A 23,752-nucleotide genomic window follows, 5' to 3' on the forward strand; every position below is an offset into this window, starting at 1 on the left:
AGTCAGTTCTGTTTAAGGAGGAGAATGGAATGAGATATATTCGAGATGCGTTGGCACTGCTCGCCACCTTCGTGTTGCTGCAAACCGGCGCAGCCTATGCCGAAGACGCCGCGACGAAGATTACAGACGACCCGCTCGAGCTGACGATCCATTTCCATTTCCGCGACAAATACGTCTACACGGAGGACTGGCCTGTCGAGAAGAAGGCGTCCGAGTGGACCGGTATCCACGTGAAGAACGTAGCGTCGCTCGCCACAAGCAACAGCCGGGATGCCTTCAACCTGCTAATGGCGTCCGGCAACCTGCCGGACATCGTTGGCGGCGACGTCACCGGCGGGCTGAAGGACGATTTCATTCGTTACGGCATGGAGGGTGCCTTCATGCCGCTGGATGATCTGATCGAGGAAAACGCCCCCAACCTCAAGAAATTCTTCGACGAGCATCCGATCGTTCGCCAGGCAATCAGCGCGCCCGACGGGCACATCTACTTCATCCCCTACGTGCCTGAGGGCGAGTTTTCCCGGGCCTGGTTCATCCGCAGGGACTGGCTCGACAAGCTTGGCCTGAAGGTCCCGGAAAATGTCGATGAACTCTATGCCGTTCTCAAGGCTTTCCGCGAGAAGGACCCGAACGGCAACGGCAAGAAAGATGAAGTTCCGTACTTCGCGCGCGAGCCGATCGAAGCGGTCCGGCTGATCAACATGTGGGATGCCCGTGTGTCCGGCTCGGAACGCTATGGCGACTTCATGATCGAAGGCGGCAAGGTTGTGCATCCCTGGACGACACCGAACTACAGGACCGGTATTTCCAAGGTCGCGCAGTGGTTCAAGGAAGGCCTGATCGACACGGAGGTGTTCACCCGTGGCGCTCGCGTGCGTGAATACATGCTCGGCAACAATATCGGGGGCATGACGCACGACTGGTTCGCCAGCACGTCCAACTACACCGACGCTCTGAAAGACAGTGTTCCGGGCATCGATTTCGCGCCGATGCTGCCGCCAAAGAACGTGTCCGGGAGGCGCTTCGAGGACAGCCGCCGTGCGACCGTTCAGCCGGCAGGCTGGGCGATCTCCTATTCGAACCAGCACCCGGTCGAAACGATCAAATACTTCGACTTCTGGTTCTCCGAAAAGGGCCGGATCTTGTCCAACTGGGGCATCGAGGGCGAGACCTATGACATGGTCGATGGCAAGCCCGTCTACAAGGAGACTGTCCTTCACAATCCCAAGCCGGTGAACGCTCAAATGTGGGAAATCGGTGCCGGCGTGCCGCGTGGCTATTGGGCCGCCTACGCCTCCGAGGAGCAATGGACGAACAAGATGGCCCTGGACGGGATCGCCATGTACGAGAAGGAGCCAGGGCTTCTGCAGCCGGAGTTCACCGGCGTCTCGATGAACAGCGAAGAGCGCGCCGTTTACGACAAGCACTGGCCGAGCCTGCTTACCTACATGATGGAAATGCAGCAGACCTGGGTCCTCGGAGCCCAGGATGTTGATACTTCATGGGACGGCTACGTGGCCCGCCTCGACCAGCTTGGCTACGCCAAGGTCAACGAGGTGATGCAGGCGGCCTATGACCGCCAATACGGAAAGAACTGATTCGATTATCGGGCGCGGCTGGTCCGCGCCCGCCTCCATCACGAATCCAAAGGACGTCATTTCGATGCCCAAACCCGCTGAAGCACTCCGCCTGCAATATCTCGATGAGCCGAAACCCGGTACCTTGACCATCGGCTATCAGCCGACCGGCAACGCCTGTATCGAGAACCCACCCCGTTTCAGCTGGCTCCCGGCCCTGAATGACGATGCGCGCTACGTGTTGCGGGTTTCCAGCGATCCGGGTTTTCCGCCCGAGCGGACGCTGGTCTTCGACAATCTCGCCTGGAACTTCTTCACGCCGGATACAGCATTCGAGCCCGGTTCCTATTGCTGGTCGTTTGCGCTCTGGGACGGTGCTGCAAAGCGCGTCGCCTCCGAATGGAGCCGCGTCCGTGAATTCACGCTCGAGCCGGGTCTGCCCGAAACGGCTTTGCCGCGCGCGACGGCACGGCGCGAGAACTTGGACCTTCGCCACCCCCGCCTGTGGCTCAATCCGGATGGCGTCGCCGACTTTCGCGACAGATTGCGCCAGGATCCTGACCACAGCAGTTGGGAGACATTCTTCAGCAACTCCGTTCAGCCGTGGCTTTCGCACAACCCGATCGCTGAGCCTGCGCGCTACCCGGACAATGTGCGCACCGCCAAGCTCTGGCGGCAGATGTATATTGACTGCCAGGAAGCGATCTATGCCGTTCGACACCTCGCGATTGCCGGCGTCATCCTTAATGACGCAGACATAATTGCGTGGGCCAAGGAGTGGCTACTGTCCGTCGCAGGCTGGGACCCGCAAGGCGCAACGGCGCGCTCCTATAACGACGAGGCGGCGTTCCGGGTGGTGACTGCGCTCGCCTGGGGCTACGATTGGCTGCATGACCATCTGGACGAGGGTGAGCGAGAGCAGGTGCGTGGCGTGCTCCTGGCGCGCACACGCGAGGTCGCCGACCACGTGCTCTGGCGTGCGCGCATTCACGTTTTTCCATACGACAGCCACGCGGTGCGCTCGCTTTCGGCCGCGCTGACGGCCGCCTGCATCTCGTTGGTCGGTGAGGAAATGGAAGCCGAGGGCTGGCTGGACTATACGGTCGAGTTTCTGTTCACCCTCTACTCGCCCTGGGGCGACAAGGACGGCGGCTGGGCGGAAGGCCCACACTATTGGATGACCGGGATCGCCTATCTGACGGAGGCGGCCAATCTCATCCGAAACTTCCTGAAGGTCGATCTCTACCGGCGTCCGTTCTTTCAGAAGACGGGCGACTTCCCGCTCTACACCAAGGCACCGGGTACGAAGCGGGCCTGCTTCGGAGACGATTCCACCCTTGGTGATCCGCCCGGCCTGAAGGTCGGCTACAACGTCCGCCAGTTTGCGGGCGTCACCGGCAATTCCCATTACCAATGGTATTTCGAGCGGCTGAAGGCGGATGCCGCCGGTACCGCCATGGAATTCTATAACTACGGCTGGTGGGACCTCAATTTCGACGAACTGGTCTATCGGCACGATTACCCGCAAGTCGAGGCAAAGGCGCCTGTCGACCTGCCACCGGTCAAATGGTTCAGGGAGATCGGCTGGGTCGCGATCCAGAAGCACATGGACGATCCCGATCGCCACATCCAGTTCCTGTTCAAGAGCAGCCCGTTTGGGTCCTTGAGCCACAGTCACGGCGACCAGAACGCCTTCCTGCTCTATGCCTTTGGCGAGGATCTGGCGATCCAGAGCGGCTACTATGTCGCCTTCAACTCGACCATGCATCGCCGCTGGCGTCGGCAGACCATGTCCAAGAATGCCATCCTCATAGGCGACAGGGGGCAATACGCCGAAGGCGACAAGGCGATCGGCAAGAAGGCGGGAGGTCGGATCACGGCAGTGCGCGAGGAGCCGACGCATGTCTTCATCAGCGGCGATGCCACGGCCGCCTATCGGGCAAGCAATCCGCTCGTCCTGAGGGTCGAGCGTGACATCCATTTTGCCAGCAGCGACTTTCTCGTGATTGTCGATCGCGTCGAATGCGCCGAGCCACAGCCCCTCAAATGGTTGTTCCATTCCGCCCATCCGCTGGAGGTAGGGAGCAATAGCTTTCGCCTGACGGGCGAAAGGGCAGGGCTCTACGGTCAGTTCGTCTTTTCGACCGCCGGGCCGCCGCAGCTAAGCATGGTCGAAGGCTTCGAGGACGTTGATCCGACTGAGATCGAAGGTCTGCCGAGGCAATATCACATCGAGGCGACGCTTCCGGCGTCCACCAAGCAGACGCTGGTGACACTTCTCGTTCCCTATGCTCTCGGCGAACCGCGGCGGGTTTTCCACTTCGTCGACGACCAGGGCTTCAGCGCCGACCTCTATTTCACGGATGTCGACGACAACCAGTTGCGCATCATCATTCCCAAGAATTTCTGATTGGAAAGGAAACGTCATGAACGGATTGAAGGACAAGGTCATCTTGGTAACCGGGGGCGGCCGCGACATCGGGAAAGCCTGCGCCGAGCGGCTTGCCAGCGAGGGCGCGAGGGTCGCGATCACGTATTTTGGCTCCGCGGCCGGCGCCGAAGATTGTGTGAAGGCGATAGCCGCTTCCGGTGGCAAGGCGATCGCCATCAAGGCCGACATGACGGTGGCAACCGACGCGCAAGCTGCCGTCGACAAGGCGGTCGGCGAATTCGGCCGGCTCGATGGGCTTGTGCATGTCGCCGGCGGACTCTTGGCCCGCAAGACTTTGCAGGACATGGACGAGGCATTCTTCCGGCAAGTGATCGACGTCAATCTCACGTCGCTCTTCAATGCATCCAAGGCGGCCGTTCTGGTTATGGCCGACGGTGGCTCGATCGTCACCTTTGCCTCGCAGGCCGGCCGCGATGGTGGTGGCCCGGGTGCGCTGGCCTATGCGACCTCGAAAGGGGCGGTCATGACCTTCACGCGCGGACTCGCAAAGGAGCTCGGACCCAGGATCCGCGTCAATTCCGTCTGCCCCGGCATGATCTCCACGACATTCCACGACACGTTCACCAAAGCGGAGGTACGGGAACGTGTTGCTGCCGCAACGCCGGTCAAGCGTGAAGGCAAGTCGGAGGAGGTCGCCAATCTGGTCGCCTTCCTCGTTTCCGACGAGGCGTCGTTCATCACCGGCGCCTGTTACGATGTAAACGGCGGCACGTTGTTTTCCTGACATGGTTGTGACAGCGCGATTTCCGATCCATGGCAAGCGTGTCGCTCTTCTCGGCACGTCGCTCGTCCAGCAGAACCACCACGCGGGCGATGGGCATATCCACTCCTGCGCCCGAGGCTGGGCAACATGGGCGGAGGTTCTGTCCGGCGGCCAGCTCGATGTCACGGTGTTTCACGATTCGCGCGTGCATCCCGGATGGGAGCCGAGCGGCAGGGTCGGCGTCACCCGCGGTTTCGGTGGGCTGAACGCCGGTGTCTCGGGTCAGAAGGCCCGGGACATCGAACAGCGTCTGGAAGAGGTGTTGAGACTCGATTTTGACCTGATCATCGTCGACGCCGGTACGAACGACATGATGGTGGAGACAAAGGAGGTCATCCAGTCGATCCGCGAGGCAATCGTTGATCGGCTGCTCGAGACGGGAAAGAATGTGATTCTGCTGCCGATCCTGGCGCGCGGCACGCAGAAATGGGTCGCCGGCGGATCGGAACGGGCAAAGGCACACTGGATCAACCAGAAGAGCCTCGCCTTTGCGGCGAGAAGACCTCAATGCCACGTCTTTGACTGGAATAGTGTCTGGGTGGATCCGCATTCCGCCGATGGCGCGCCACACGATGGTTTTTCCGACGACGGCACCCACTTCTCGGTTCCGGGCGGTTATGCGGTCGGCAAGGCATTGGCAGCTTATCTTCGTGGCTTTCTTGCGCCGTCCGCTCCTCGCATCTGGGCACAGGACGATCGTTTCGATGCCGTCAACAACCCGCTCGGCAACATTCTGCCCAATCCGCTTCTTGCCGGGCACGGACCGTTGGCCGATGGACTGGCCGTTTCTCGCGGTCGCACGACTGCAAGCCGGATCATCTGCCAGCCCGACCGCGTGGCAAACTGGCAGGAAATCGACGTGGCGGGCGGAGAGTGCTTCGTGCATATCCTGCCGGACGGTTTCGTCAATCCGCTGCCGGCGGGCGCCTGGGTGCAGGCGAGCGTCGAGGTGGAAGTCGACGCACACGATGGCTGGCGGGACATTTCGCTGATCCTGGAGGATGGTGCGGCGGAGGGCCTGATGTCGCAAGCGCTCGCTCCGTTCGATCTCGGCGACGGAAACCTCGCACCCTTTCCAAGGGAGGCGTGGTCTGGCGCGCTGAGGACACCCCCGATCAAGCTGAAGACGCCGACGCAAAATCTCCGGCTTGGGCTCAGTCTACAGGTTGGTCGGTCTAAGCAACCGGCAAGCATACGGTTTTCACGCCCGGAGCTGCGTCAGGTCATGTGGCCGGAATAGCCGACTGTGGGGGGATCCCGAACTAAATTTCCTCGTGTCGGCTTTTGGCTCGAAGCGAGGTCCTTCCTTGACGACTCGCCCCTTTCTTCCAATACCGTCACTCAACGTGCACGGCGAGGTGGCGAAATATGGCGATGCTTCTGGTTCCGGGTTTCATGCTTGACGCCGATCTTTGGCGTGACGTGGTTCCCGCACTGAGCGAATTTGGCCCTGCCACATACGCCGATCTTTCGCAGGATGCTTCCATACCGGCCATGGCTCGCCGTGCTCTGTCGGAAGCGCCGTCCAAGTTCGTGTTGCTCGGCTTCTCCATGGGCGGCTACGTGGCTCGGGAAATCGTCCGGCACGCTGCCGACCGGGTAACCGCCCTTATCCTCATCGCAACATCCGCACGCGGCGACAGCGATGTTGAGCTTAACCGGAAGGCCGCCATCGCCGGGCAGGCGGGCAGTGCCGTCTTCAAGGGGCTGAGCAGGACGGCTGTGGTCTCGTCGCTGCACCCTGACAATGCCGAGCGGGTGGACATCGTTGCACGCATCCAGGCGGCAGGGCAGCGATTGGGCGGCGACGTCTTTCGCAGGCAGTCGCTGATCGACCGACGAGACGAACGGGATGATCTGAAAACGATCCGGTGTCCAACTCTCGTCATCGCGGGAGAGCAGGACCGATTGAGGTCTCGAACCGAAGCGCTTGAGCTTCAGCAGGGTATCGCCGGCTCAGACTTCGAAATTATCGAACACACCGGACACATGGTTCCTATGGAGGCGCCGCAGCGCCTCGCCGCCGTGATAGGGGAATGGCTCGAACAACAACGCGCCGGATACTGATGAGCGCTGTTGGCGTGGTATCAAGCCGCGCCATGCCTGGAGAGGTTGGGCGGTGGTGTTGGCCGCCCATTTGATTGACGTCTGCTACCCGAGGCGCTTAGAGCGCAATGACTGCCTCGATCTCGACCTTTGCACCCTTTGGAAGCGCGCTGACTTCGTAGCAGGCGCGTGCGGGGAACGGCTTGGAGAAGAAGCCGGCATAGACCGTGTTGATTTCGGCGAAGTTGCCGAGGTCGGTCAAAAGGACCGTCGTCTTGACGGTGTTGGCGAGGCTTGTGCCGGCGGCGGCCGCAATGGCGGCAAGGTTCTTGAGGCACTGATCGGCCTGCGCGATCGCGTCATCCGAGTTGAATTCGCCGGTTGCCGGATCGATCGGCAGCTGGCCGGAGACGAACAGCAGATTGCCGACCTTGATCGCCTGGGAGAAAGGGCCGACGGCGCCCGGCGCGTCGTTTGTGTGGATTTCCTGGATCATGATTTGTTTCCTCGAAAGTGATTAAGAGAGCTGCTTAAGCGTAGCGAGCTATTGCGAGATCGGTTGCGTCGATCTCAGACTTGCGCCCGCTGACCAGATCGGCGATCACCCGGGCCGAACCGGAGCTCATCGTCCAGCCGAGCGTACCGTGACCGGTGTTGAGATAGAGGCCCGCGACCCTCGTCGCACCGATGACCGGCGTGCCATCCGGCGTCATCGGGCGAAGGCCCGACCAGAAGCTCGCCTTCGACACGTCGCCGCCGGGGAAGAGGTCGGTGACAGAATGCTGCAGTGTGAGGCGGCGGGGCTCGCCGAGATCGTTGGTGTAGCCGGAGATTTCGGCCATGCCGCCGACGCGGATGCGATCACCGAGCCTTGTGATGGCGATCTTGAAGGTCTCGTCCATCACAGTCGATTCCGGCGCGCGCGACGCGTCGATGATCGGGATCGTCAGCGAATAGCCTTTGACCGGATAGACCGGCAGACGGATGCCGTGCGGCCTGACGAGCAGCGGCGAAAAGCTGCCGAGTGCCACGACAACGGCGTCGCCCTGCAGCGTTCCGTGCGCGGTGACGACACCACGTATGCGGCCACCCTCGACGTCGAGGCCACGGATGATGCTGCCATAATTGAAGCGCACGCCGAGTTCTTCAGCCTTTTTCGCAAGCGCGTTGCTGAACTTGAAGCAATCGCCGGTCTCGTCCTTCGGCGTCAGCAGGCCGCCGACGATCTTTTCGCGAACATGCTTCAGCGCCGGCTCGACCCGGATGCAGCCGTCGCGGTCCAATACCTCGTAGGGAATGCCGTCGGCGGCGAGTGCCTTGACGTCCTTTCCGGACGCATCGAGTTGTTGCTGCGTGCGGAACAATTGCAGCGTGCCCTGCATCCGCTCGTCATAGGTGATGCCGGTCTCTGCGCGCAGTGTGGCGAGCGAGATGCGGCTGTAGTCGGCGAGGCGCAACATCCGGCTTTTGTTGATGGCGTAGCGCTTGGACGTGCAGTTGGAGAGCATCCTCACCATCCACGACAGCATGGCGGTGTCGACCTTCGGGCGCAGGATCAGAGGTGCATGCTCCATGAACAGCCACTTCATCGCCTTCATCGGAATGCCGGGCGCGGCCCAGGGCGAGCAGTAGCCGAAAGAGACTTCGCCGGCATTGGCGAAGCTCGTCTCCAGGGCGGGACCGGGCTGACGGTCGATGACCGTCACCTCATGTCCTGCCTTGGCAAGCTGGTAGGCCGAGGTCACGCCGATGATGCCGGCGCCGAGAACGATAACTTTCATGGTGTCCTCACGGGAGAAGAGAAGGGGTCAGCGGTATTGCCGCTCGTAGCGCTGGCCGAGGCCGGTCAGGATTTCGTAGGATATGGTACCGGCGTCGCGCGCAATGTCTTCAAGCGCCTGATTGGAGCCGAGCACTTCCACAAGGCTGCCAAGATGCAGGCGACCGTCCGGCAAAGCGGAGATGTCGATGGTGATGCTGTCCATCGAGACCCGGCCGACGATCGGCATGCGAATGCCGTCGCAATAGACCGCGCCCCGGCCGCTCAGGCTGCGCGGCAGGCCATCGGCATAGCCGGCGGCAATGGTGGCGAGGCGGGTTTCTCCCGCGGCAATATGGGTGCCGCTGTAGCCGACGCGCGCGCCGGCAGGCACGGTGCGGGTCTGCACGATAGCCACATCGAGGCGCAGGACGGGTTCCATCGGATTGGGTTGGTTGGCGGTCGGCGCACCGCCGTAGAGTGCGATGCCGGGACGGGCAAGTACGCCGTGATAGGGCCTGCCGAGGAAGATGCCGCCCGAATTGGCGAAGCAAAGGTGGAACTCGGGGAATTCGGCCGTGATGCGGTTCATCTCGGCGAGCTGGCTTCCGTTCTGCTCGTTCTCGGCCTCGTCGGCGGAGGCGAGGTGGCTCATAATGAACTGGACATCAATGCCGCCGCTTGCCGCCAGCAGGCTAGCAACGGCGGCGCGTTCTGCCGGTGGAACGCCGAGGCGAGACATGCCGGTATCGAATTGCAGAGCCGCCGGCAGCTTGCCGCCGAGCGCCTTCGCAGTCTCGCTCCAGCGCTGCAACTGCTCCAGCGAATTGATGACCGGCACGATGCGATGCTCGGCGCAGGCAGTTTCATTGCCGGGCTGGAGGCCGTTCAACACGTAGACGGTCGCGTCCGCGGCGAGACTTGGCTGCAGGCGCAGGGCTTCAACAAATTGGGCGACGAAGAAGTGACGGCAACCATGTTCGTAAAGCCTGGCGGCGACCCGATTGGCGCCGAGCCCATAGGCATCCGCCTTGACGACTGCGGCTGCGCGCGCAGGCGCTACCTCAGCCGCCAGCTTTTCATAGTTGCGAGCAATGGCCCCTAGATCGATGGTCAGATAGCCCGATGCGCCGCCCATGGCGGTCGCCGTACCTTGCCTTCTTGCCTGTATTGCCGCGTCCATTCCAGCCTCCCCCATGTTGCCGGGAGATTAGTGAAACGATCGTGAAATTGCCAAGGAAAGAATGATTGATCGTTGCGTCAAATCATGTTCATTGAAAGAAACGATGATAAATTGGAATAATCTGCAATGGCCGCACTTGATGCGATAGACCGCAACATTCTTCGCCTGCTTCGTCTCGATGCCCGGCGCAGCAACGCGAGCCTTGCCGCCGAAGTCGGCCTTTCGCCATCGGCCTGCCTCAGGCGCATAAAGCTGATGGAGCAGGCCGGCGTTATCCGCGGCTACACCGCGCTGGTAGACACATCGAACGTCGAGGCCACCATCGCCGTGATCATCAACATCACGCTCGATCGTCAGACGGAAGATTACCTCGACCGCTTCGAGGCTGCGATACGCAGGCACCCCGAAATAAAGGAGTGTTTCCTGATGACGGGCGGATCGGATTATCTATTGCGCGTCGAAGTCGCCAATGCCGGTGAGTTCGAGCGCATTCACAAGGAAATCCTCTCGGCTCTTCCCGGTGTTTCGCGAATACATTCGAGTTTTGCGATCCGTAACGTGCTCGCGACGCGAACCGGTACTAAGCGCCCCATGCGGCCGTAGAGACGACGAGGCGGCGGCGCAGATTCTGCTTGCGCGCCGTGCACACGCGTGCAAATGTGCACGCGTGTGCAATGGAGTTCCACTGATGAACGTTCAAAATCCGCGCTATTCGAATGATCTCGCAGGGCGAGCGTCGTTATGTCGGGACGTCATTCGCTCCGCCGGCGAGCTGGTGCTCGCCGGTTTCAAGGAGAGTTTCAGGCGCGGCTTCTCGTTGAAGGGCCCTCAGGACTTTCTGACCGAGACCGATGCTGCGTCCGAGGCTCACATCCGTCAGGCGATTGCGACACACTTCCCGGGCGATGCATTTCTGGGGGAGGAAGGCGGCGGCTTGATCGCCGAGCGCATGTGGGTCGTCGACCCGGTGGATGGCACTGCCAATTTTGCGCGCGGGATTCCGCATTTCTGCATCTCGATCACCTATGTGGAGCGGGGCAGGGCAGAGATCGGCGCCATCTATAATCCCGCTCAGGACGAACTCTATTTCTGTCGAAGGGGGGCTGGAGCGACATTGAACGAAAAGCCCATCGGCATCTCGTCGACGGTCGCATTCGATGCGGCCTCCATCGAAATGGGATGGTCACGCCGCGTGCCGGACGAGGCCTACCTCGAAACCATGCGGCGGATGCTCGCCAAAGGAGCCAATGTCAGACGCGGCGCGTCGGGCGCACTTGCGCTTGCCTATGTTGCCGACGGGCGCTCGGACGCCTATGTGGAATTGCATATGAACTCATGGGATTGTCTCGCCGGGCTCCTGCTCGTGGCCGAAGCGGGCGGCGTCGTGTGCCCCTTCATGGAGATCGGCAGCCTTCAGGAGGGAGGGCCGGTGCTTGCGTCGACACCGGCCATCGCCGCTGGTGTGAGCGAGGCTTCGGGCATTCCGGTCAGCGCCCGCGAAATGACGGCTGCGCTTCAATCGGCCTGAAACAACGAATGGCGGGATCACCGGCCGAACGACGCGTTCGCCGCCCTAGAAGGAAACACCAATGAATGCACCGGTATACGCGCGCCCCGCAATCAGTCTGATCGCAAAGGGGCTCGGACCGCACAGCGCCGATCTCTATATCGGCGGTAGCGACGGCGCGCGCGACATGGATCTGCTCAAGCGCCACGGGATCACCATCGTCGTCAATTGCGCGGTCAACTTGGATATCAATCTGGTGCGCGAAGAGGAAATTGCAGTCAACGATGACCTCTGTGCGAGTGGTTACGCCGACATACGCTACTACAAGCTCGGCATGATTGACGGCGACGGCAGCCCGGACACGATGATGCTCGGCGCTTACTACATTCTCGATGGCGCTTTGCGCCAGACGATGCCGAAACGCTCAACCTACCCCTTCGTCGACGGCGGCAACATTCTGGTCAATTGCCGCGGCGGGCGAAGTCGCTCCGTATCGTTGGTGGCGCTTTTTCTGCACAAGCAACAGCCGCATCTGTTTCCAACGCTGGACGCCGCAGTCGCCCACATCCGGGAGCACCGCGAACTGAGGCCGGACGAATGGTTCGAGACGCCGAAGCCCATGCTGTACGAAGCGGCGAGGCGTGCCTCCGCCTGGATCGATCTCGTCGAAACATCCCGTGCGCAGGTCAATTCCAATGGCTGATTTGCCGCGGATCGCCGTCATTGCCGATGCTCACTTTCATGATCTTGAGGGCAACTTCGAATTTCCCGCCATCGAGGTCGATGGCGAGAGGGTTGCCATCAGAAGCTGGGCCGATACCCGCGAATCCACCCGCGTTTTCAACGAGAGTGCGAAGGCATTGGACGAGGCGCTTGCGGAGGTGGTTCGGCGCGACATCCGGCATGTCGTCCTTCTCGGCGACTACACGGATGACGGCCAAAGGCAAACCACCGAACGGCTGCGCGCCATCCTGGAGCGACACGAACGCGAGCACGATACGCGCTTCTATGCGCTTCCCGGCAACCACGACATCTTCGGCCCGAAGGGGCGCCATCACACGAAGCAGTTCCTTGGTGCGAACGCCGCGAGGGTCATTGTCACGAGCGACGGCGAGAAGGCTGGCCCTGGCACGTACGCAACGCCGCTGATGTACTGTGAGGGATATCCGAAGGGTCTCGCCCCCATGGCCGCGTTCGGATACTTCCGGAGGCCCGGCGACATCCATTGGGAGACGCCGTTCGGCACATCGGACAAGGCCGAGGACCGGCTATATCAGGTTTCATCCCCCGATGGCCGAAACAGCTACACGCTGATGGACGCTTCCTATCTGGTCGAGCCGGCGCCCGGCCTCTGGCTGATGATGATCGATGCCAACGTGTTCGAGCCGCGCGACGGAACGTTCGAGGAGGGCGGCGAGGCCGCCTTCGTCGACAGTACCGGCGCCGGCTGGAACGCACTGTTGAGGCTGAAGGCGTTCATCATCGAGTGGATCGCCGAGGTATCGGCGCGGGCCAGGAGGCTCGGCAAAACGCTTCTTGCCTTCTCGCATTACCCGGTGCTCGACCCCTTCGACGGCGCAACGGGAGCCGAAGGCGTGCTCTTCGGCGAGACCAACATTGCCCGCAGGACGCCACGCGAGGCCGTCGCGGAAGTGCTCATCGACGGCGGGATGACGGTGCATTTCAGCGGACATCTTCATGTCGAGGGCGTCACACGCCGAGAACGGGGCGGTCGGCAGCTCACCAATATTGCCGTGCCGTCGCTGGTGGCCTTTCCACCAGCCTTCAAGGTCGTCGAGTCATCCGCATCGGATTTCTTGGTTGAAACTATTGAACTGTATTCCACTGCTGTCGATCCGCGCATCCTGCACGGCTATCGCCGCGAAATGGCGCAACTGGAAGAAAACCTTGATCCCGCCTTTGATCCGTCTGACTACGGAGCGCTCCTGAAGGCGCACAAGCGTGCTCTGGTCCAGCACCGCTATTTCCCGAAGGAATGGCCGAAGGAAGTCGTCGACGAAATTTCCGGGCTCACTGTCGAAGGTGTCTGCGAACGCCTCGGTGGTCCCGGCACGATAACAGATGTGGTCGCGGCATGCCCGCTCGAAGATGCCGGTCAGTTGGCTCGCCTCGATATGCTCGAACTGATCGCCGATTGGTATTGCCTGCGGCAGGCCGCGGTGCTTGCACTCGACAAAATTCCCGCGCCACGCCTTTGGCTTTATCGCGCACTCGCTGAACGGTTTGGGCGCCCTCCGGAAAGCGGCTGGGATGGCTCGACGGACGGGTTCCTTTCGATCTTCTTCGGCGCGTTTGACGCCTTCCTCGATCGCGCCGAGGCTGGCGGTCTTCGCATCCGCATTGAGAACGCGTCCGCGAAAGAGGAGGCGGCCTGAACATGACGCATCAGTTGTCCTTCTGCGCGACCTCCACCGCCCCGCCTGCGACCTTCATCGAACTGCGAGAGTCCTGCCGCCTCGGCGTTCGGCGATTGAAGGGCGGGCGCCTCGAGGTGGCGAAGTTCGTGCTTGCTCACCCCTATGATGTCGCCTTTGCGAGTGCGCGCGAAGTGGCCGAACGCAGTGGTGTCTCGACGACGACCGTGATGCGCCTGGTCAGTGATCTTGGCTTCGAAAGCTACGCGGCCTTTCAGCGGCTCTTCCGGGCCGAGTTGATGCGCGGCAGACAGTAGCGTTCAGGGGAGAGGCCATGGATTCGGCGATCGTCAGCATCAATCTCTTCGGCGCCGTGGCCCTGCTTCTATTCGGTCTCGGTCTGGTGCGTGACGGCATGCAGCGCGCCTTCGGTGCTCGCCTGAAGGCGGGTCTGGCGACCGGAACGCGCGATGGTCCGCGCGCCTTCTTTGCCGGCCTTGTCGCGACCGTCGCGCTTCAGAGTTCGACCGCCACCGCCCTCATGGTCGCGTCCTTCGTCGAGCGTGACCTCATCCTGCCCCGCATGGCGCAAGTGGTGTTGCTTGGCGCCAATGTCGGAACGGCAATGACTGCCTGGATCGTCGCAATGGGCGTGGGTTGGCTTTCGCCGCTTCTGTTGCTTTCTGGCGTTGTCGTGGGGCGTGGAAGCTCGAACGCACGCAAGGGGGCAGGTGCTGCCCTTGTGGGCATCGGGCTGATGTTGCTGTCGCTGCATCTGATCGGCGCCGCGACGGAGCCGCTTCGCACATCAGCCGCGCTTTCGGCCTTCCTCGCGCTGCTCGACAACGCCTGGCCGGTCGCCCTCATCATCTCCGCCGTCCTCGCCGTGCTTGCCTCGTCCAGCCTGGCGATCGTGGTGTTGATCCTCTCGCTTGCGGCGTCCGGGCACCTTTCGACAGGCCTGCTCATCGTCCTTGTGCTCGGCGCAAATCTTGGCGGGGCCGTGCCGCCGGTGCTGGCCACGCTGCATGCAGCGCCGAGCGCCAGGCGCGTTGCGGTTGGTAACCTGATCGTGCGGGCGGTCGGTTGCTTTCTGGCGCTGCCGCTCGCTGGCTATTCCGCCCAATTGCTCGAACTGTTGCCCCTGTCGCACGACAAGCTGCCGGTCGACGCGCATCTCGGCTTCAATCTTGCGCTGGCGGTCCTGGCTGCTCCTTTTACTGGCTTGCTTTCTCGCCTAACCACGCGGCTTTTGCCGGAGCCGGCCAAAGCCGAGAATGGCCGGTCGTTTCTGGAACACAGCGATCTACAGACACCTGTTGCAGCCCTCGCTGGCGCCAGCCGCGAGGTCCTCGGCGTCGGTGACATGATCGAGCGCATGCTCGTGCAGGCAAACGACGCGCTACAGCAGACGGACATTTCCAAGCTGTCGACGATCAGTGCGCTCGAGGGGCGGGTCGATCGCGCTCAGCACGAAATCAAGGTGTATGTCTCCCGCGTGGACCAGACCGAAATCGGCGACCAGCACCGACGCCGGGCCACGGACATCGTCGACTATGCCATCAACCTCGAGCACATCGGCGACATCATCGAAAAGGGTTTGTTGGCCGAACTCGCGAAGAAGATCACTCGAGGCCTGACCTTTTCCCGCGACGGCCACGAAGAACTATCGCGGCTGTTCGCGGTCACGATCGACAACCTGCGCATGGCGCAGGCGGTATTTGCCACGCGCGACAACGCCATGGCGCGGCGCCTTGTCGAAGCGAAAGAAGATGTTCGCCGATTGGAACGGCAATCGGCCGAACGGCATCTCCAACGGCTACGCGACGGACGCGCCGAAAGCATCGAAACCAGCTCGCTTCATCTCGACATGTTGCGCGACTTGAAGCGCATCAATGCGCATATCGCGTCGGTTGCGCATCCGATCCTGGATCAAAGCGGACTGTTGATCGACAGCCGCATCAGGCCGGCGGCTTCTTGAGGAAATGGCTTAGCGTCTTGCCGTCTTGCGCTCGACCATCGCGACGGGCACGACCTGGAGACGGGTTTCGGCATCGTCGGAATCAAGCGCGGCCAGCACGTGATCGGTCAGCGCGGTAAAGGATTGCGCGACGGTGGTGAGCTCGTAGCTCTTCCAACTCGCCTGCGGAATATCGTCGAAGCCGACGACGGAAAGGTCGGCAGGGATGCGGCGATGCATCTCGGTACGCGCCGCATCTAGAAAGCCGAGGGCGAGCAGATCGGTGACGCAGAATGCGCCGTCAATGGCCTCATCTTTCAGCACCTCACAACCGGCCTGATAGCCACTCTCGTAGCTTGTCGGGCCGCCCGACCAGGCAACGACTTCAACGCCTGCCGTAGCCATCTTCTGCTTGAAAGCCGTTGCCCGACGAACCTGCGCCGGTGTCTGACTGCCGCTTGAAATGACCGCGACCTTCTTGCACTGCGCCTCAATCAACCGAACGGCCGCGAGATCGGCGCCACGGGAATCGTCGCTCAAGACCATGCTCGTATCGGTGCGTTCGAGTTTCTGGTTGATGAGGATCAGTCTAACGCCGTTCGCGATGCACTGGTCGACGATCGATTCCGGCGGTTCTCCGGAAAGAACCACGATGGCCTGCGCGCGGAACTCGAAGAGCAGTTCTATCAGCGGCGCGATATCCTTGCGGGCATCCGCGGCATTGAGCAGCAGGCACTGCAAACCCTTTCGCAAGAGGCCGATGCTCAGCAGATCGAGCTGTTTCGAAATGAAGGGGGAGCTGAGGTTGGCGCCGACGACACCTATCAGGTTCGATCGGTCGTTGTTCAAGCCTTGCGCCAGCCGGTTGACACGGTAGCCGAGCTCCCGGGCAGCCTTCAAAACCTTGCGCCTCACGGACTGGGAAACGCTGGCTCCGGGTGTAAAGGTCCGAGAGACCGCCGAGCGCGAGACGCCCGCGCGCTTTGCGACTTCCTCGGCCGTCACGAACCCTCTTGCCATGCCTTCCCCCATTGAATCAGACATTTCCATCAGGGCCATAAAAGCTGCCCCATTCCAACGAAAAAGTGCAAGCAATCGCTTAGGACCGACAGTCCACGGCTCCCGCTCGACAGCCCTTATCCACGGTACTTTTACCTCCGCGCTCACCATTGATCGTAGCCCCGGAAAGACCCATCGATAGGCGATTGATCACGTGTTCTAAAATGAATAGCCAACCATCAAAAAAATATCAATTAAAACAGATGGATAAATCATTGCGCACGTGTGCATTTTTTTATTGACAAGATTAAGTCGCCGTTGGATCATGCATTCCACAGCCGGAGAGTTTTTGGAATATTTGTTCCGTCTGTGTTCGCGACAATGGCGGCGCCTTTGAGGAGTTGGAGCTGTCGTTTTGGCAGGGCGTTCGTACCTGTCCGCGAGTGGGGAGGATTGGAGCCGGGCGGGTGCGGTATCTTGTGTCCGTGTGCGGCGCTGCGCGCGCTGCGTAGAGCGAAGCGCGAACTCTGCTTTCCCCATCAATATTACTGGAGCGCTGCCCGGCGTCGATCGCCGCGACAGATTGCGCATGTCGAGTTCCGAGGGGAAGAGCATGGCCTTATTGAGTGAAACAGCCAAGGCGTCGACAGTGCCAGATGGCGCGATCGCGCCGACGCCATGGCAGCGCTGGCGCTATCGCGCGAAGGTCGCTTCCCGAGAGCCGACCACATTGATCGGAATCCTGACGGCTCTTCTGTTCACCTATCTGATCGTCGTGCCGATCATTTCGATCGTCTTGGATTCAGTTCGGGTTCAGTTCGGTCACGAGCGGCGGCTCGGCAAGGATTTTGGTGATCTGACGCTCTACTATCTTGATCGTGCGTTCCTTTCACCTGTTTCGGTTGATCTCTTCTGGCGGCCCCTCCTGAACACCCTGTCGGTCGCCCTCGGGGCCATCAGCCTGTCGCTGCTGATCGGGACTGTGCTCGCATGGTTGATCAGCCGAACAGATATGTTTGGGCGCCGCTGGTTCGCGACCGCGCTCATAGTGCCGTACATGCTGCCAGCCTGGACCTTCGCGCTCGCCTGGACGACGCTCTTCAAGAACAGGACGGTTGGCGGCCAACCAGGGTGGTTCGAGGCGATGGGGCTGACGCCGCCCGATTGGGTCGCCTATGGTCGCTTCCCGATCATCGTTATCCTGGCGCTGCACTATACGCCGTTCGTCATCCTGCTGTTTGGTTCGGCTCTTCGCCGTTTCGACTCGCAGCTCGAAGACTCCGCGCGCATCCTGGGAGCCAAGCGTTACCAGGTGGCGATCCAGATCATCCTGCCGCTGATGCGCCCGGCGCTGCTGTCCTCCATGGTGCTGATCTTCGCCAAATGCCTCGGCGAGTTCGGCGTACCCTATGTCCTCGGCCTGCCGGTCAAGTTCGAAGTGCTCTCGACGTCTCTCTTCCGCAGCATCGCCTCCCGTCAGACGGGCGTTGCCGGTGTCGTCGCGGCCTCGATCATGCTGATCGGCATCATTACCCTGATGATCGACGCCCGGCTTGTCCGCGAAGCCAGACGGTTTGTCACCGTCGGCTCGAAGGGCTCGATGAACCGCCAGAGCCGGCTTGGTAAGTATCGTCTGCCGGCGACGGGTTTCGCCGCGCTTATCTTCCTGCTGAGCGTCGGGTTGCCGCTGCTCACCCTGTTCCTGTCCACCATCATGAAGCTGCCGGCACAGTTTACACTCGACAACTTCACGCTCGACTACTGGATCGGCCGTGATCTCAACACCGTGGCGCTGCAGACAGGCATACTCTTGAGCCCGGACCTCTGGGCTGCCGCCAAGAACACGCTCATGATCGTCGGTCTTGCCTCGCTGACCTCCGGCATCCTCGGCCTGCTCGTCGGCTATGTCGTCATCCGCACACCGGTCAAAGCGCTGTCGGTCTATCTGCGCCAGGTGACCTTCCTGCCCTATCTGGTGCCCGGCATCGCCTTCGCCGCCGCCTACCTCTCGCTCTTCGCCGTGCCGCGTGGGCCAATGCCCGCTCTCTACGGCACGGTCACGATCCTGATCCTGGCGCTGATTGCCGACCAGATGCCCTATGCCTCGCGCGCCGGTATTTCCGCCATGACCCAACTCGGCAAAGATCCCGAAGAGGCCGCCCAGATCGCCGGCGCCGGCTGGTTCCGACGGATGATCTCGATCGTCATCCCGATCCAGAAGGGGTCGCTCGTCACCGGCGTGCTGCTGCCGTTCATCTCCGGCATCAAGGGGCTGAGCCTCTTCGTCATCCTCGCCGTGCCGAGCACCGATGTGCTGACGACCTACTCGCTCAGGCTCGTCGACTACCACTACACCCAGGCGGCAAACGCGGTCGTGCTGATCATCGCCGCCATCGCCTATCTCGGAACCCTGGCAGCCCAGAAGCTGACCAAGACCAACCTCGCAGAAGGACTCGGAAGCTGATGCCCACCATCAATCTCAGCGGTGCTCAGAAGAACTATGGCGTGAATTCCGCCAATGCCGTTTCGAACCTTGACCTCGAAATCCGCGACGGTGAGTTCATGTGCCTGCTCGGGCCGTCCGGCTGCGGCAAGACCACGACGCTGCGTATGATCGCCGGCCTCGAAAACCTCTCCGATGGAGAAATCCGCATTGGCGAGCGTGTGGTGGACTCGGTCAGGGCAGGCGTGTTCATACCGCCGGAAAAGCGCGAGATGGGGCTTGTTTTCCAGAGCTACGCGCTGTGGCCGCATCTAACCATCGAACGCAATACCGACTTCGGTCTGCGCCTGCGCAAGCTGCCGAAGGAAGAGCGGGAGCAGCGGGTAGAGAAGGTCATGCAAGCGCTCGACATCGCCAAATATCGCGACCGCTACCCCTCGCAGCTTTCCGGCGGCCAGCAGCAGCGTGTGGCGCTTGCCCGGATGCTCGCGGTCAATCCGGGCGTGCTTCTGCTCGACGAGCCGCTCTCCAACCTCGATGCGCGGCTGCGTCTCGAAATGCGGGCGGAGCTCAAGCGCATCCACAAGGAATTCAAGACGACGATCGTCTTCGTGACCCACGACCAATGGGAAGCGATGACGCTGGCGACGACGATTGCCGTCATGAACGAAGGCACGTTGCAGCAGATGGGCACGCCGAACGATATCTACGACCGCCCCGCCAATCGCTTCGTTGCAGAATTCGTCGGCAGCCCGCCGATCAATATCCTGACCTTCGGATCGTCCGCATCGGCGATGTCGCGGGCCGCCGCAGCCTATCTCGGCGAGCGCTATCCGTCGTTGCGCGGCGTCGGTTCGGCCGGCATCCGGCCGGAAGCGATCGGCTACGCGACAAAGGGCGGGGATGTTCCGGCCGGAAGCTTCACAGGTGAGATGACGGTGACGGGCGTCCTGCCGACCGGCGGCAGCTGGATCCTTGAACTCAGGAACGAAAACGACACGCTGTTCCTGACAACCAATGCGCTCCCGCGCGTCGAGACCGGATCCAGGGTCGATTTTTTTGCGCCACCCGATGCGCTGCACCTCTTTGACAAAGACGGCCAGCGCATCGCCGAAGCGGACGCGCTTCTGCGCGCGAGCACGCTGAACTAAGGCGCCACAGCGATAAACCGAAACACGCTCTGAGGGAGGAACAGACGATGCAATTTCGGAAGACTGACAGGACAAGACGGGCAATCAGACGCGCGTTGCTGGCATCGGCCATCGCCACACTGGGTGGCCCGGCGCTGGCGGAGGAGCCGTTCGATCTCAACGCGCTGATCGAGGCTGCGCGCAAGGAGCCGCCGATCACGGTCTACGACAGCACCGGCAAAATCGTCGAAATGGCCAAGGCCTTTGCCGAGAAGTATGGGGTCGGCGCCGAGGGTTCCAAGGTCAAGGCGACAGCACAGCTCGAGATGATCATTCGCGAAGCCCGAGCCAACAATATCCAGGGCGATGTCTCGATCATCAGCGACGCGCCGGCCGCGATGGCGCAGCTCATTCCGCAGGGCTTTGCCGAGAGCTGGCTGCCGCCGGACCTCGCATCGAAGATTTCCGCGCAATACCACGACCCGCTCACCGTGGTCACCAGCGCCAATGTCTGGGCCTACAACACCGAACTCTTCGACAAGTGCCCGGTCACGAACATCTGGCAGCTGACGGGACCGGAATGGAAGGGCAAGGTCGCGATGCAGGACCCGCTCGGCAAGGCGTCCTATGTCGATTGGTTCAACCAGATGGCCAAGCACGGCGACGACAAGGTTGCCGCCGCCTATAAGGAGCTCCATGGCACGGACCTTCAAACCGACGACGGCAGTGCAACCGCCGCCTGGGTGAAGGCGCTTGCCGCCAATGCTCCGCTCCTGACCGATGCCGATGCGGCGGCTGCCGATGCCGTCGGGGCGCCCGGTCAATCGCAGCCGTTCATGGGACTGATGAGTTCCGCGAAGTTCCGTGACAATGCCGAGAAGGGCATGAAGCTCGGGCTTTGCAAGGACCTGAAGCCGTGGCTCGGCTGGATGTATCCGGGTGTCGGGCTGATCACAAAGGGCACCAACAGCCCGAACGCCTCGAAGCTCTTCATCCACTATGTGATGACCGCCGAAGGCATCGCCCCGCAGGCCGAAGACGGGAAGATGTCGACGAACAAGGATGTCTCGCTGCCTGCTGACGAACCGTCCGGCATCGGCGCCGTCCTCGACCAGGTCATGCCTTATGAGATGTCGACCAGCCTCGACGACTGGGACGCGCGCGAAACCTGGCAGGACCTCTGGCGCATCAACTACCAGAAGTGAAGCGAGATCCGAGGATAATTTTATGAGCACTCAAATCATGGAGCCCCGTCGGCTCGGAGCGGTTGTGTCCGTTACCGCCTTGGGTATGGCGGCCGTTATATCCTTCGCTTCCGCAGCCAAGGGCGAGGAAATCTTCGATCTTGAAGCGACGATCGCGGCGGCAAAGAAAGAACCGCCGATCACAGTCTATGCCGTGACCGGCAAAATCGTCGATACTGTCAAAGACTTCACCGAAAAATACGGAATTGAAGCAAATGGCAAGAAGGTGAATGAGGCGACGCAGGTCGAACTCATGATCCGCGAGCATCAGGCGGGCAACGCCGTCGGCGATGTCAGCCTCGCCATGGATGTTGCTTCCGCAGTTGGGCAGATTCTTCCCGAGGGCATCGCCACGAGCTGGACGCCGCCCGATCTTGCGGGTGACATTGCCGAGACGTCGCGCAACCCGTTGGTGGTCGTCTCCGATCCGCACGTATGGACCTACAACACGGAGAAGTACGAGAAATGCCCCATTACCAACATCTGGCAACTGACCGAGCCGGAATGGAAGGGGAAGGTCGCGATGCTCGATCTGTTCGACAAGCCGCTCTATGCGGATTGGTTCAATCAGATCGCTGCTCATCGCGACAACGACGTTGCGCGCGCCTATGAGGCGCACTACGGCAAGACGCTCGATAAGCAAGGCGAGAGCGCAACGGTCGCTTGGGTCAAGGCATTCGCCGCAAATGGGCCGCTGCTCGCCGATTCATCAACCGTGGCCGAGGCCGCAGGTGCGCCCGGCCAGGCCGAGCCGTTCTTTGCGATTACCTCGACTGCAAAGTACCGGGAGAATGTCACCAAGGGACTGAAGCTCGGTATTTGTGCCGGAGTCGAGCCGTTCACGGGCTTCCTTTATCCCGGCTTTGGCTTGATCGCCGCCCAGACGAAGAGCCCGAACGCGGCGAAGCTTTTTGTTCGGTATCTCATGACCGCCGAGGGGATCGCGCCGCAGACCATTGACGGAAAGGTCTCCGGCAACAGGACGATTGCCCTGCCTGCGGACGAGCCTTCCGGCGTCTCCAAACACCTCGGTGAACTGATGGTCTTTGATGCTGCGACGGCCGATGACGATCTCCAAAAGCGCGAAACCTGGCAAGACCTCTGGCGGATCAACTACCAGAAATAGCTTCGTGAATTTGAAACGGTCTCCTTGGGAGGGGAAGCCATGAAAAAAGGCAACAGCAAGTTTCTTGCAATGGGGGTGGCGTTTGCCGCCCTTGCGACCGCCGTCGCAGTTGAGGCGCGCGCCGAAGAAGCCTTCGATCTCGAAGCGTTGGTCGAGGCTGCGAAGAAGGAAAAACCGATCAACGTCTATGACAGTACAGGCAAGATCGTCGAAATGGCCGAGGCCTTCACCGCAAAATACGGGGTCAAGGCAACGGGCGTGAAAGTGTCGGCAAACAGCCAACTGGAGATGATCATCCGGGAGGCGCAGGCCGGCAATGTCCAGGGCGACGTCGCGCTGATCACCGATGCACCCGCCGCGCTGGCGCAGCTTCTGCCGCAGGGCTTTGTCGAAAGCTATCTGCCCGGTGATATGAAGGAAAAAATACCGGCGGCCTTCCAGAGCCCTCTGGCGATTTCGACCAATGCCAATGTCTGGGCCTATAACACCGAGGTCTATGACAAATGCCCCATCAGCAACATCTGGGAACTGACGGAGGCGAAATGGAAAGGCAAGATCGCGCTCGTCGATCCCCTGACCAAGAGTACCTATACCGACTGGTTCAACCAGTTGGAGAGACACGCCGACGCCAAGGTCGCGGAGGCCTACAAGGTCCATTCTGGCAGGGACTTGGAGACGGGTGAAAAGAGCGCCGCGGCGGCATGGATCAAGGCGCTCGCGCAGAACGGACCGCTCGTCACGGATGGCGACGACCCGGTGGCTGAAGCGGTTGGCGCCGCCGGCCAGAAGGAGCCCTTCTTCGGGCTCCTGAGTTCGGCCAAGTTCCGCGACAATGAAGGCAAGGGCTATAAGCTCGGGCTGTGTACGGAACTCCAGCCATGGGTCGGTTGGACCTACACCAAGCTCGGCCTGGTCGCGGCAAAGACCGCAAGCCCGAACGCCGCAAGGCTCTTCATCCATTACGTGCTGACGGAAGAGGGGATTGCGCCGCAGATGAAGGACGGCAAGCTGCCGACCAACTCCGATATCAAGATGCCGGCGGACGAGCCGTCGGGGATCATGGAAGTGGCGGACCGCCTATTCCCCTACGATGCCGCAACGGGTCTTGAGGATTTCGACCGGCGCGAGGAATGGCAGGACTTCTGGCGAGTGAACTACGGCAAATAGAAACTTGGGCTCGGCGCGGCC

20 protein-coding genes are annotated in these 23,752 nt (G+C 61.4%); 16 read left to right on the forward strand and 4 right to left on the reverse strand.

Going from position 1 to position 23,752, the window contains the following annotated elements:
- Positions 1-29: 29 nt before the first annotated feature.
- The 5 genes from IB265_RS27050 (at position 30) to IB265_RS27070 (ending at position 6,859) form a co-directional block, all read left to right on the forward strand.
- On the forward strand, positions 30-1,598 hold the full coding sequence (locus IB265_RS27050) for an extracellular solute-binding protein (RefSeq protein ID WP_192495380.1): 1,569 nt from the start codon (positions 30-32) through the stop codon (positions 1,596-1,598).
- A 64-nt stretch (positions 1,599-1,662) separates the two neighbouring features.
- A complete protein-coding gene (locus IB265_RS27055) occupies positions 1,663-3,987 on the forward strand; it encodes a DUF4962 domain-containing protein (RefSeq protein WP_192495381.1) in 2,325 nt (774 codons plus the stop codon).
- Positions 3,988-4,003: 16 nt separating this feature from the next.
- A complete protein-coding gene (locus tag IB265_RS27060) occupies positions 4,004-4,753 on the forward strand; it encodes an SDR family NAD(P)-dependent oxidoreductase (RefSeq protein ID WP_192495382.1) in 750 nt (249 codons plus the stop codon).
- 7 nt (positions 4,754-4,760) lie between these two features.
- Positions 4,761-6,032, forward strand: a complete 1,272-nt coding sequence (locus IB265_RS27065; protein ID WP_309140480.1) for an SGNH/GDSL hydrolase family protein — start codon at positions 4,761-4,763, stop codon at positions 6,030-6,032.
- A 128-nt stretch (positions 6,033-6,160) separates the two neighbouring features.
- Positions 6,161-6,859 (forward strand): alpha/beta fold hydrolase, encoded by a 699-nt coding sequence (locus IB265_RS27070; RefSeq protein ID WP_192495384.1) that lies wholly within the window; start codon positions 6,161-6,163, stop codon positions 6,857-6,859.
- A 97-nt stretch (positions 6,860-6,956) separates the two neighbouring features.
- Here the strand turns inward: IB265_RS27070 and IB265_RS27075 are convergent, their stop codons facing one another.
- Genes IB265_RS27075 through alr form a run of 3 tightly spaced genes read right to left on the reverse strand, consistent with a single transcriptional unit; the run spans position 6,957 to position 9,780 of the window.
- Positions 6,957-7,334 carry a RidA family protein gene (locus tag IB265_RS27075; RefSeq protein ID WP_057249326.1) on the reverse strand — a complete coding sequence of 126 codons (378 nt, stop codon included), beginning with the start codon at positions 7,332-7,334 and terminating at the stop codon, positions 6,957-6,959.
- A gap of 34 nt (positions 7,335-7,368) precedes the next feature.
- Positions 7,369-8,619, reverse strand: coding sequence for a D-amino acid dehydrogenase (locus IB265_RS27080; RefSeq protein WP_192495385.1), 1,251 nt, complete (start codon positions 8,617-8,619; stop codon positions 7,369-7,371).
- 27 nt (positions 8,620-8,646) lie between these two features.
- Positions 8,647-9,780 (reverse strand): alanine racemase, encoded by a 1,134-nt coding sequence (gene alr, locus IB265_RS27085; RefSeq protein WP_192495386.1) that lies wholly within the window; start codon positions 9,778-9,780, stop codon positions 8,647-8,649.
- A gap of 126 nt (positions 9,781-9,906) precedes the next feature.
- On the opposite strand from alr, the gene IB265_RS27090 reads away from it, so the two are divergent.
- The 6 genes from IB265_RS27090 to IB265_RS27115 all read left to right on the forward strand — a co-directional run bounded on the left by IB265_RS27090 (position 9,907) and on the right by IB265_RS27115 (position 15,643).
- Positions 9,907-10,383 carry an Lrp/AsnC family transcriptional regulator gene (locus tag IB265_RS27090; protein WP_058321396.1) on the forward strand — a complete coding sequence of 159 codons (477 nt, stop codon included), beginning with the start codon at positions 9,907-9,909 and terminating at the stop codon, positions 10,381-10,383.
- A gap of 85 nt (positions 10,384-10,468) precedes the next feature.
- A complete protein-coding gene (locus IB265_RS27095; RefSeq protein ID WP_058321397.1) occupies positions 10,469-11,308 on the forward strand; it encodes an inositol monophosphatase in 840 nt (279 codons plus the stop codon).
- A gap of 61 nt (positions 11,309-11,369) precedes the next feature.
- Positions 11,370-11,990, forward strand: a complete 621-nt coding sequence (locus IB265_RS27100; RefSeq protein ID WP_058321398.1) for a dual specificity protein phosphatase — start codon at positions 11,370-11,372, stop codon at positions 11,988-11,990.
- Positions 11,983-13,683, forward strand: coding sequence for a metallophosphoesterase (locus IB265_RS27105; protein ID WP_192495387.1), 1,701 nt, complete (start codon positions 11,983-11,985; stop codon positions 13,681-13,683). Before IB265_RS27100 ends, IB265_RS27105 begins: the two co-directional genes overlap by 8 nt.
- Positions 13,684-13,685: 2 nt before the next feature.
- Entirely contained in the window at positions 13,686-13,979 is a 294-nt protein-coding gene (locus IB265_RS27110; RefSeq protein ID WP_058321400.1) for a MurR/RpiR family transcriptional regulator, read from the forward strand.
- A 17-nt stretch (positions 13,980-13,996) separates the two neighbouring features.
- Positions 13,997-15,643 carry a Na/Pi cotransporter family protein gene (locus IB265_RS27115; RefSeq protein ID WP_192495388.1) on the forward strand — a complete coding sequence of 549 codons (1,647 nt, stop codon included), beginning with the start codon at positions 13,997-13,999 and terminating at the stop codon, positions 15,641-15,643.
- Positions 15,644-15,652: 9 nt separating this feature from the next.
- Here IB265_RS27115 and IB265_RS27120 read toward each other — a convergent pair whose 3' ends face one another.
- Positions 15,653-16,642: a LacI family DNA-binding transcriptional regulator gene (locus IB265_RS27120; RefSeq protein WP_058327540.1), complete on the reverse strand. Its 990-nt coding sequence runs from the start codon at positions 16,640-16,642 to the stop codon at positions 15,653-15,655.
- 592 nt (positions 16,643-17,234) lie between these two features.
- Between IB265_RS27120 and IB265_RS27125 the strand changes: the two genes are divergently transcribed.
- The 5 genes from IB265_RS27125 (at position 17,235) to IB265_RS27145 (ending at position 23,731) form a co-directional block, all read left to right on the forward strand.
- Positions 17,235-19,085, forward strand: coding sequence for an iron ABC transporter permease (locus tag IB265_RS27125; protein WP_192495389.1), 1,851 nt, complete (start codon positions 17,235-17,237; stop codon positions 19,083-19,085).
- The gene (locus tag IB265_RS27130) at positions 19,085-20,215 is read left to right on the forward strand and encodes an ABC transporter ATP-binding protein (RefSeq protein WP_113399569.1); all 1,131 of its coding nucleotides are present in this window, start codon (positions 19,085-19,087) and stop codon (positions 20,213-20,215) included. The genes IB265_RS27125 and IB265_RS27130 overlap by 1 nt, the downstream gene beginning before the upstream one ends.
- 47 nt (positions 20,216-20,262) lie before the next feature.
- A complete protein-coding gene (locus IB265_RS27135) occupies positions 20,263-21,399 on the forward strand; it encodes an ABC transporter substrate-binding protein (protein WP_192495390.1) in 1,137 nt (378 codons plus the stop codon).
- Positions 21,400-21,484: 85 nt separating this feature from the next.
- Positions 21,485-22,564, forward strand: a complete 1,080-nt coding sequence (locus tag IB265_RS27140; RefSeq protein ID WP_246806065.1) for an ABC transporter substrate-binding protein — start codon at positions 21,485-21,487, stop codon at positions 22,562-22,564.
- 39 nt (positions 22,565-22,603) lie between these two features.
- Positions 22,604-23,731, forward strand: a complete 1,128-nt coding sequence (locus tag IB265_RS27145; protein WP_192495391.1) for an ABC transporter substrate-binding protein — start codon at positions 22,604-22,606, stop codon at positions 23,729-23,731.
- Positions 23,732-23,752 lie beyond the last annotated feature (21 nt).

Source organism: Ensifer sp. ENS10, assembly GCF_014852025.1.
GTDB lineage: Bacteria > Pseudomonadota > Alphaproteobacteria > Rhizobiales > Rhizobiaceae > Ensifer.

What these genes read in the sequence shown, in the direction of transcription:
- IB265_RS27115 (WP_192495388.1), top strand. Translation starts at nt 13,997, where the DNA reads ATGGATTCGGCGATCGTCAGCATCAATCTCTTCGGCGCCGTGGCCCTG.
- IB265_RS27140 (WP_246806065.1), top strand. Translation starts at nt 21,485, where the DNA reads ATGGCGGCCGTTATATCCTTCGCTTCCGCAGCCAAGGGCGAGGAAATC.
- IB265_RS27050 (WP_192495380.1), top strand. Translation starts at nt 30, where the DNA reads ATGAGATATATTCGAGATGCGTTGGCACTGCTCGCCACCTTCGTGTTG.
- IB265_RS27120 (WP_058327540.1), bottom strand. Translation starts at nt 16,642, where the DNA reads ATGGCAAGAGGGTTCGTGACGGCCGAGGAAGTCGCAAAGCGCGCGGGC.
- IB265_RS27070 (WP_192495384.1), top strand. Translation starts at nt 6,161, where the DNA reads ATGGCGATGCTTCTGGTTCCGGGTTTCATGCTTGACGCCGATCTTTGG.
- alr (WP_192495386.1), bottom strand. Translation starts at nt 9,780, where the DNA reads ATGGACGCGGCAATACAGGCAAGAAGGCAAGGTACGGCGACCGCCATG.
- IB265_RS27060 (WP_192495382.1), top strand. Translation starts at nt 4,004, where the DNA reads ATGAACGGATTGAAGGACAAGGTCATCTTGGTAACCGGGGGCGGCCGC.
- IB265_RS27090 (WP_058321396.1), top strand. Translation starts at nt 9,907, where the DNA reads ATGGCCGCACTTGATGCGATAGACCGCAACATTCTTCGCCTGCTTCGT.
- IB265_RS27100 (WP_058321398.1), top strand. Translation starts at nt 11,370, where the DNA reads ATGAATGCACCGGTATACGCGCGCCCCGCAATCAGTCTGATCGCAAAG.
- IB265_RS27130 (WP_113399569.1), top strand. Translation starts at nt 19,085, where the DNA reads ATGCCCACCATCAATCTCAGCGGTGCTCAGAAGAACTATGGCGTGAAT.
- IB265_RS27075 (WP_057249326.1), bottom strand. Translation starts at nt 7,334, where the DNA reads ATGATCCAGGAAATCCACACAAACGACGCGCCGGGCGCCGTCGGCCCT.
- IB265_RS27125 (WP_192495389.1), top strand. Translation starts at nt 17,235, where the DNA reads ATGGCCTTATTGAGTGAAACAGCCAAGGCGTCGACAGTGCCAGATGGC.
- IB265_RS27110 (WP_058321400.1), top strand. Translation starts at nt 13,686, where the DNA reads ATGACGCATCAGTTGTCCTTCTGCGCGACCTCCACCGCCCCGCCTGCG.
- IB265_RS27055 (WP_192495381.1), top strand. Translation starts at nt 1,663, where the DNA reads ATGCCCAAACCCGCTGAAGCACTCCGCCTGCAATATCTCGATGAGCCG.
- IB265_RS27145 (WP_192495391.1), top strand. Translation starts at nt 22,604, where the DNA reads ATGAAAAAAGGCAACAGCAAGTTTCTTGCAATGGGGGTGGCGTTTGCC.
- IB265_RS27135 (WP_192495390.1), top strand. Translation starts at nt 20,263, where the DNA reads ATGCAATTTCGGAAGACTGACAGGACAAGACGGGCAATCAGACGCGCG.
- IB265_RS27080 (WP_192495385.1), bottom strand. Translation starts at nt 8,619, where the DNA reads ATGAAAGTTATCGTTCTCGGCGCCGGCATCATCGGCGTGACCTCGGCC.
- IB265_RS27095 (WP_058321397.1), top strand. Translation starts at nt 10,469, where the DNA reads ATGAACGTTCAAAATCCGCGCTATTCGAATGATCTCGCAGGGCGAGCG.
- IB265_RS27105 (WP_192495387.1), top strand. Translation starts at nt 11,983, where the DNA reads ATGGCTGATTTGCCGCGGATCGCCGTCATTGCCGATGCTCACTTTCAT.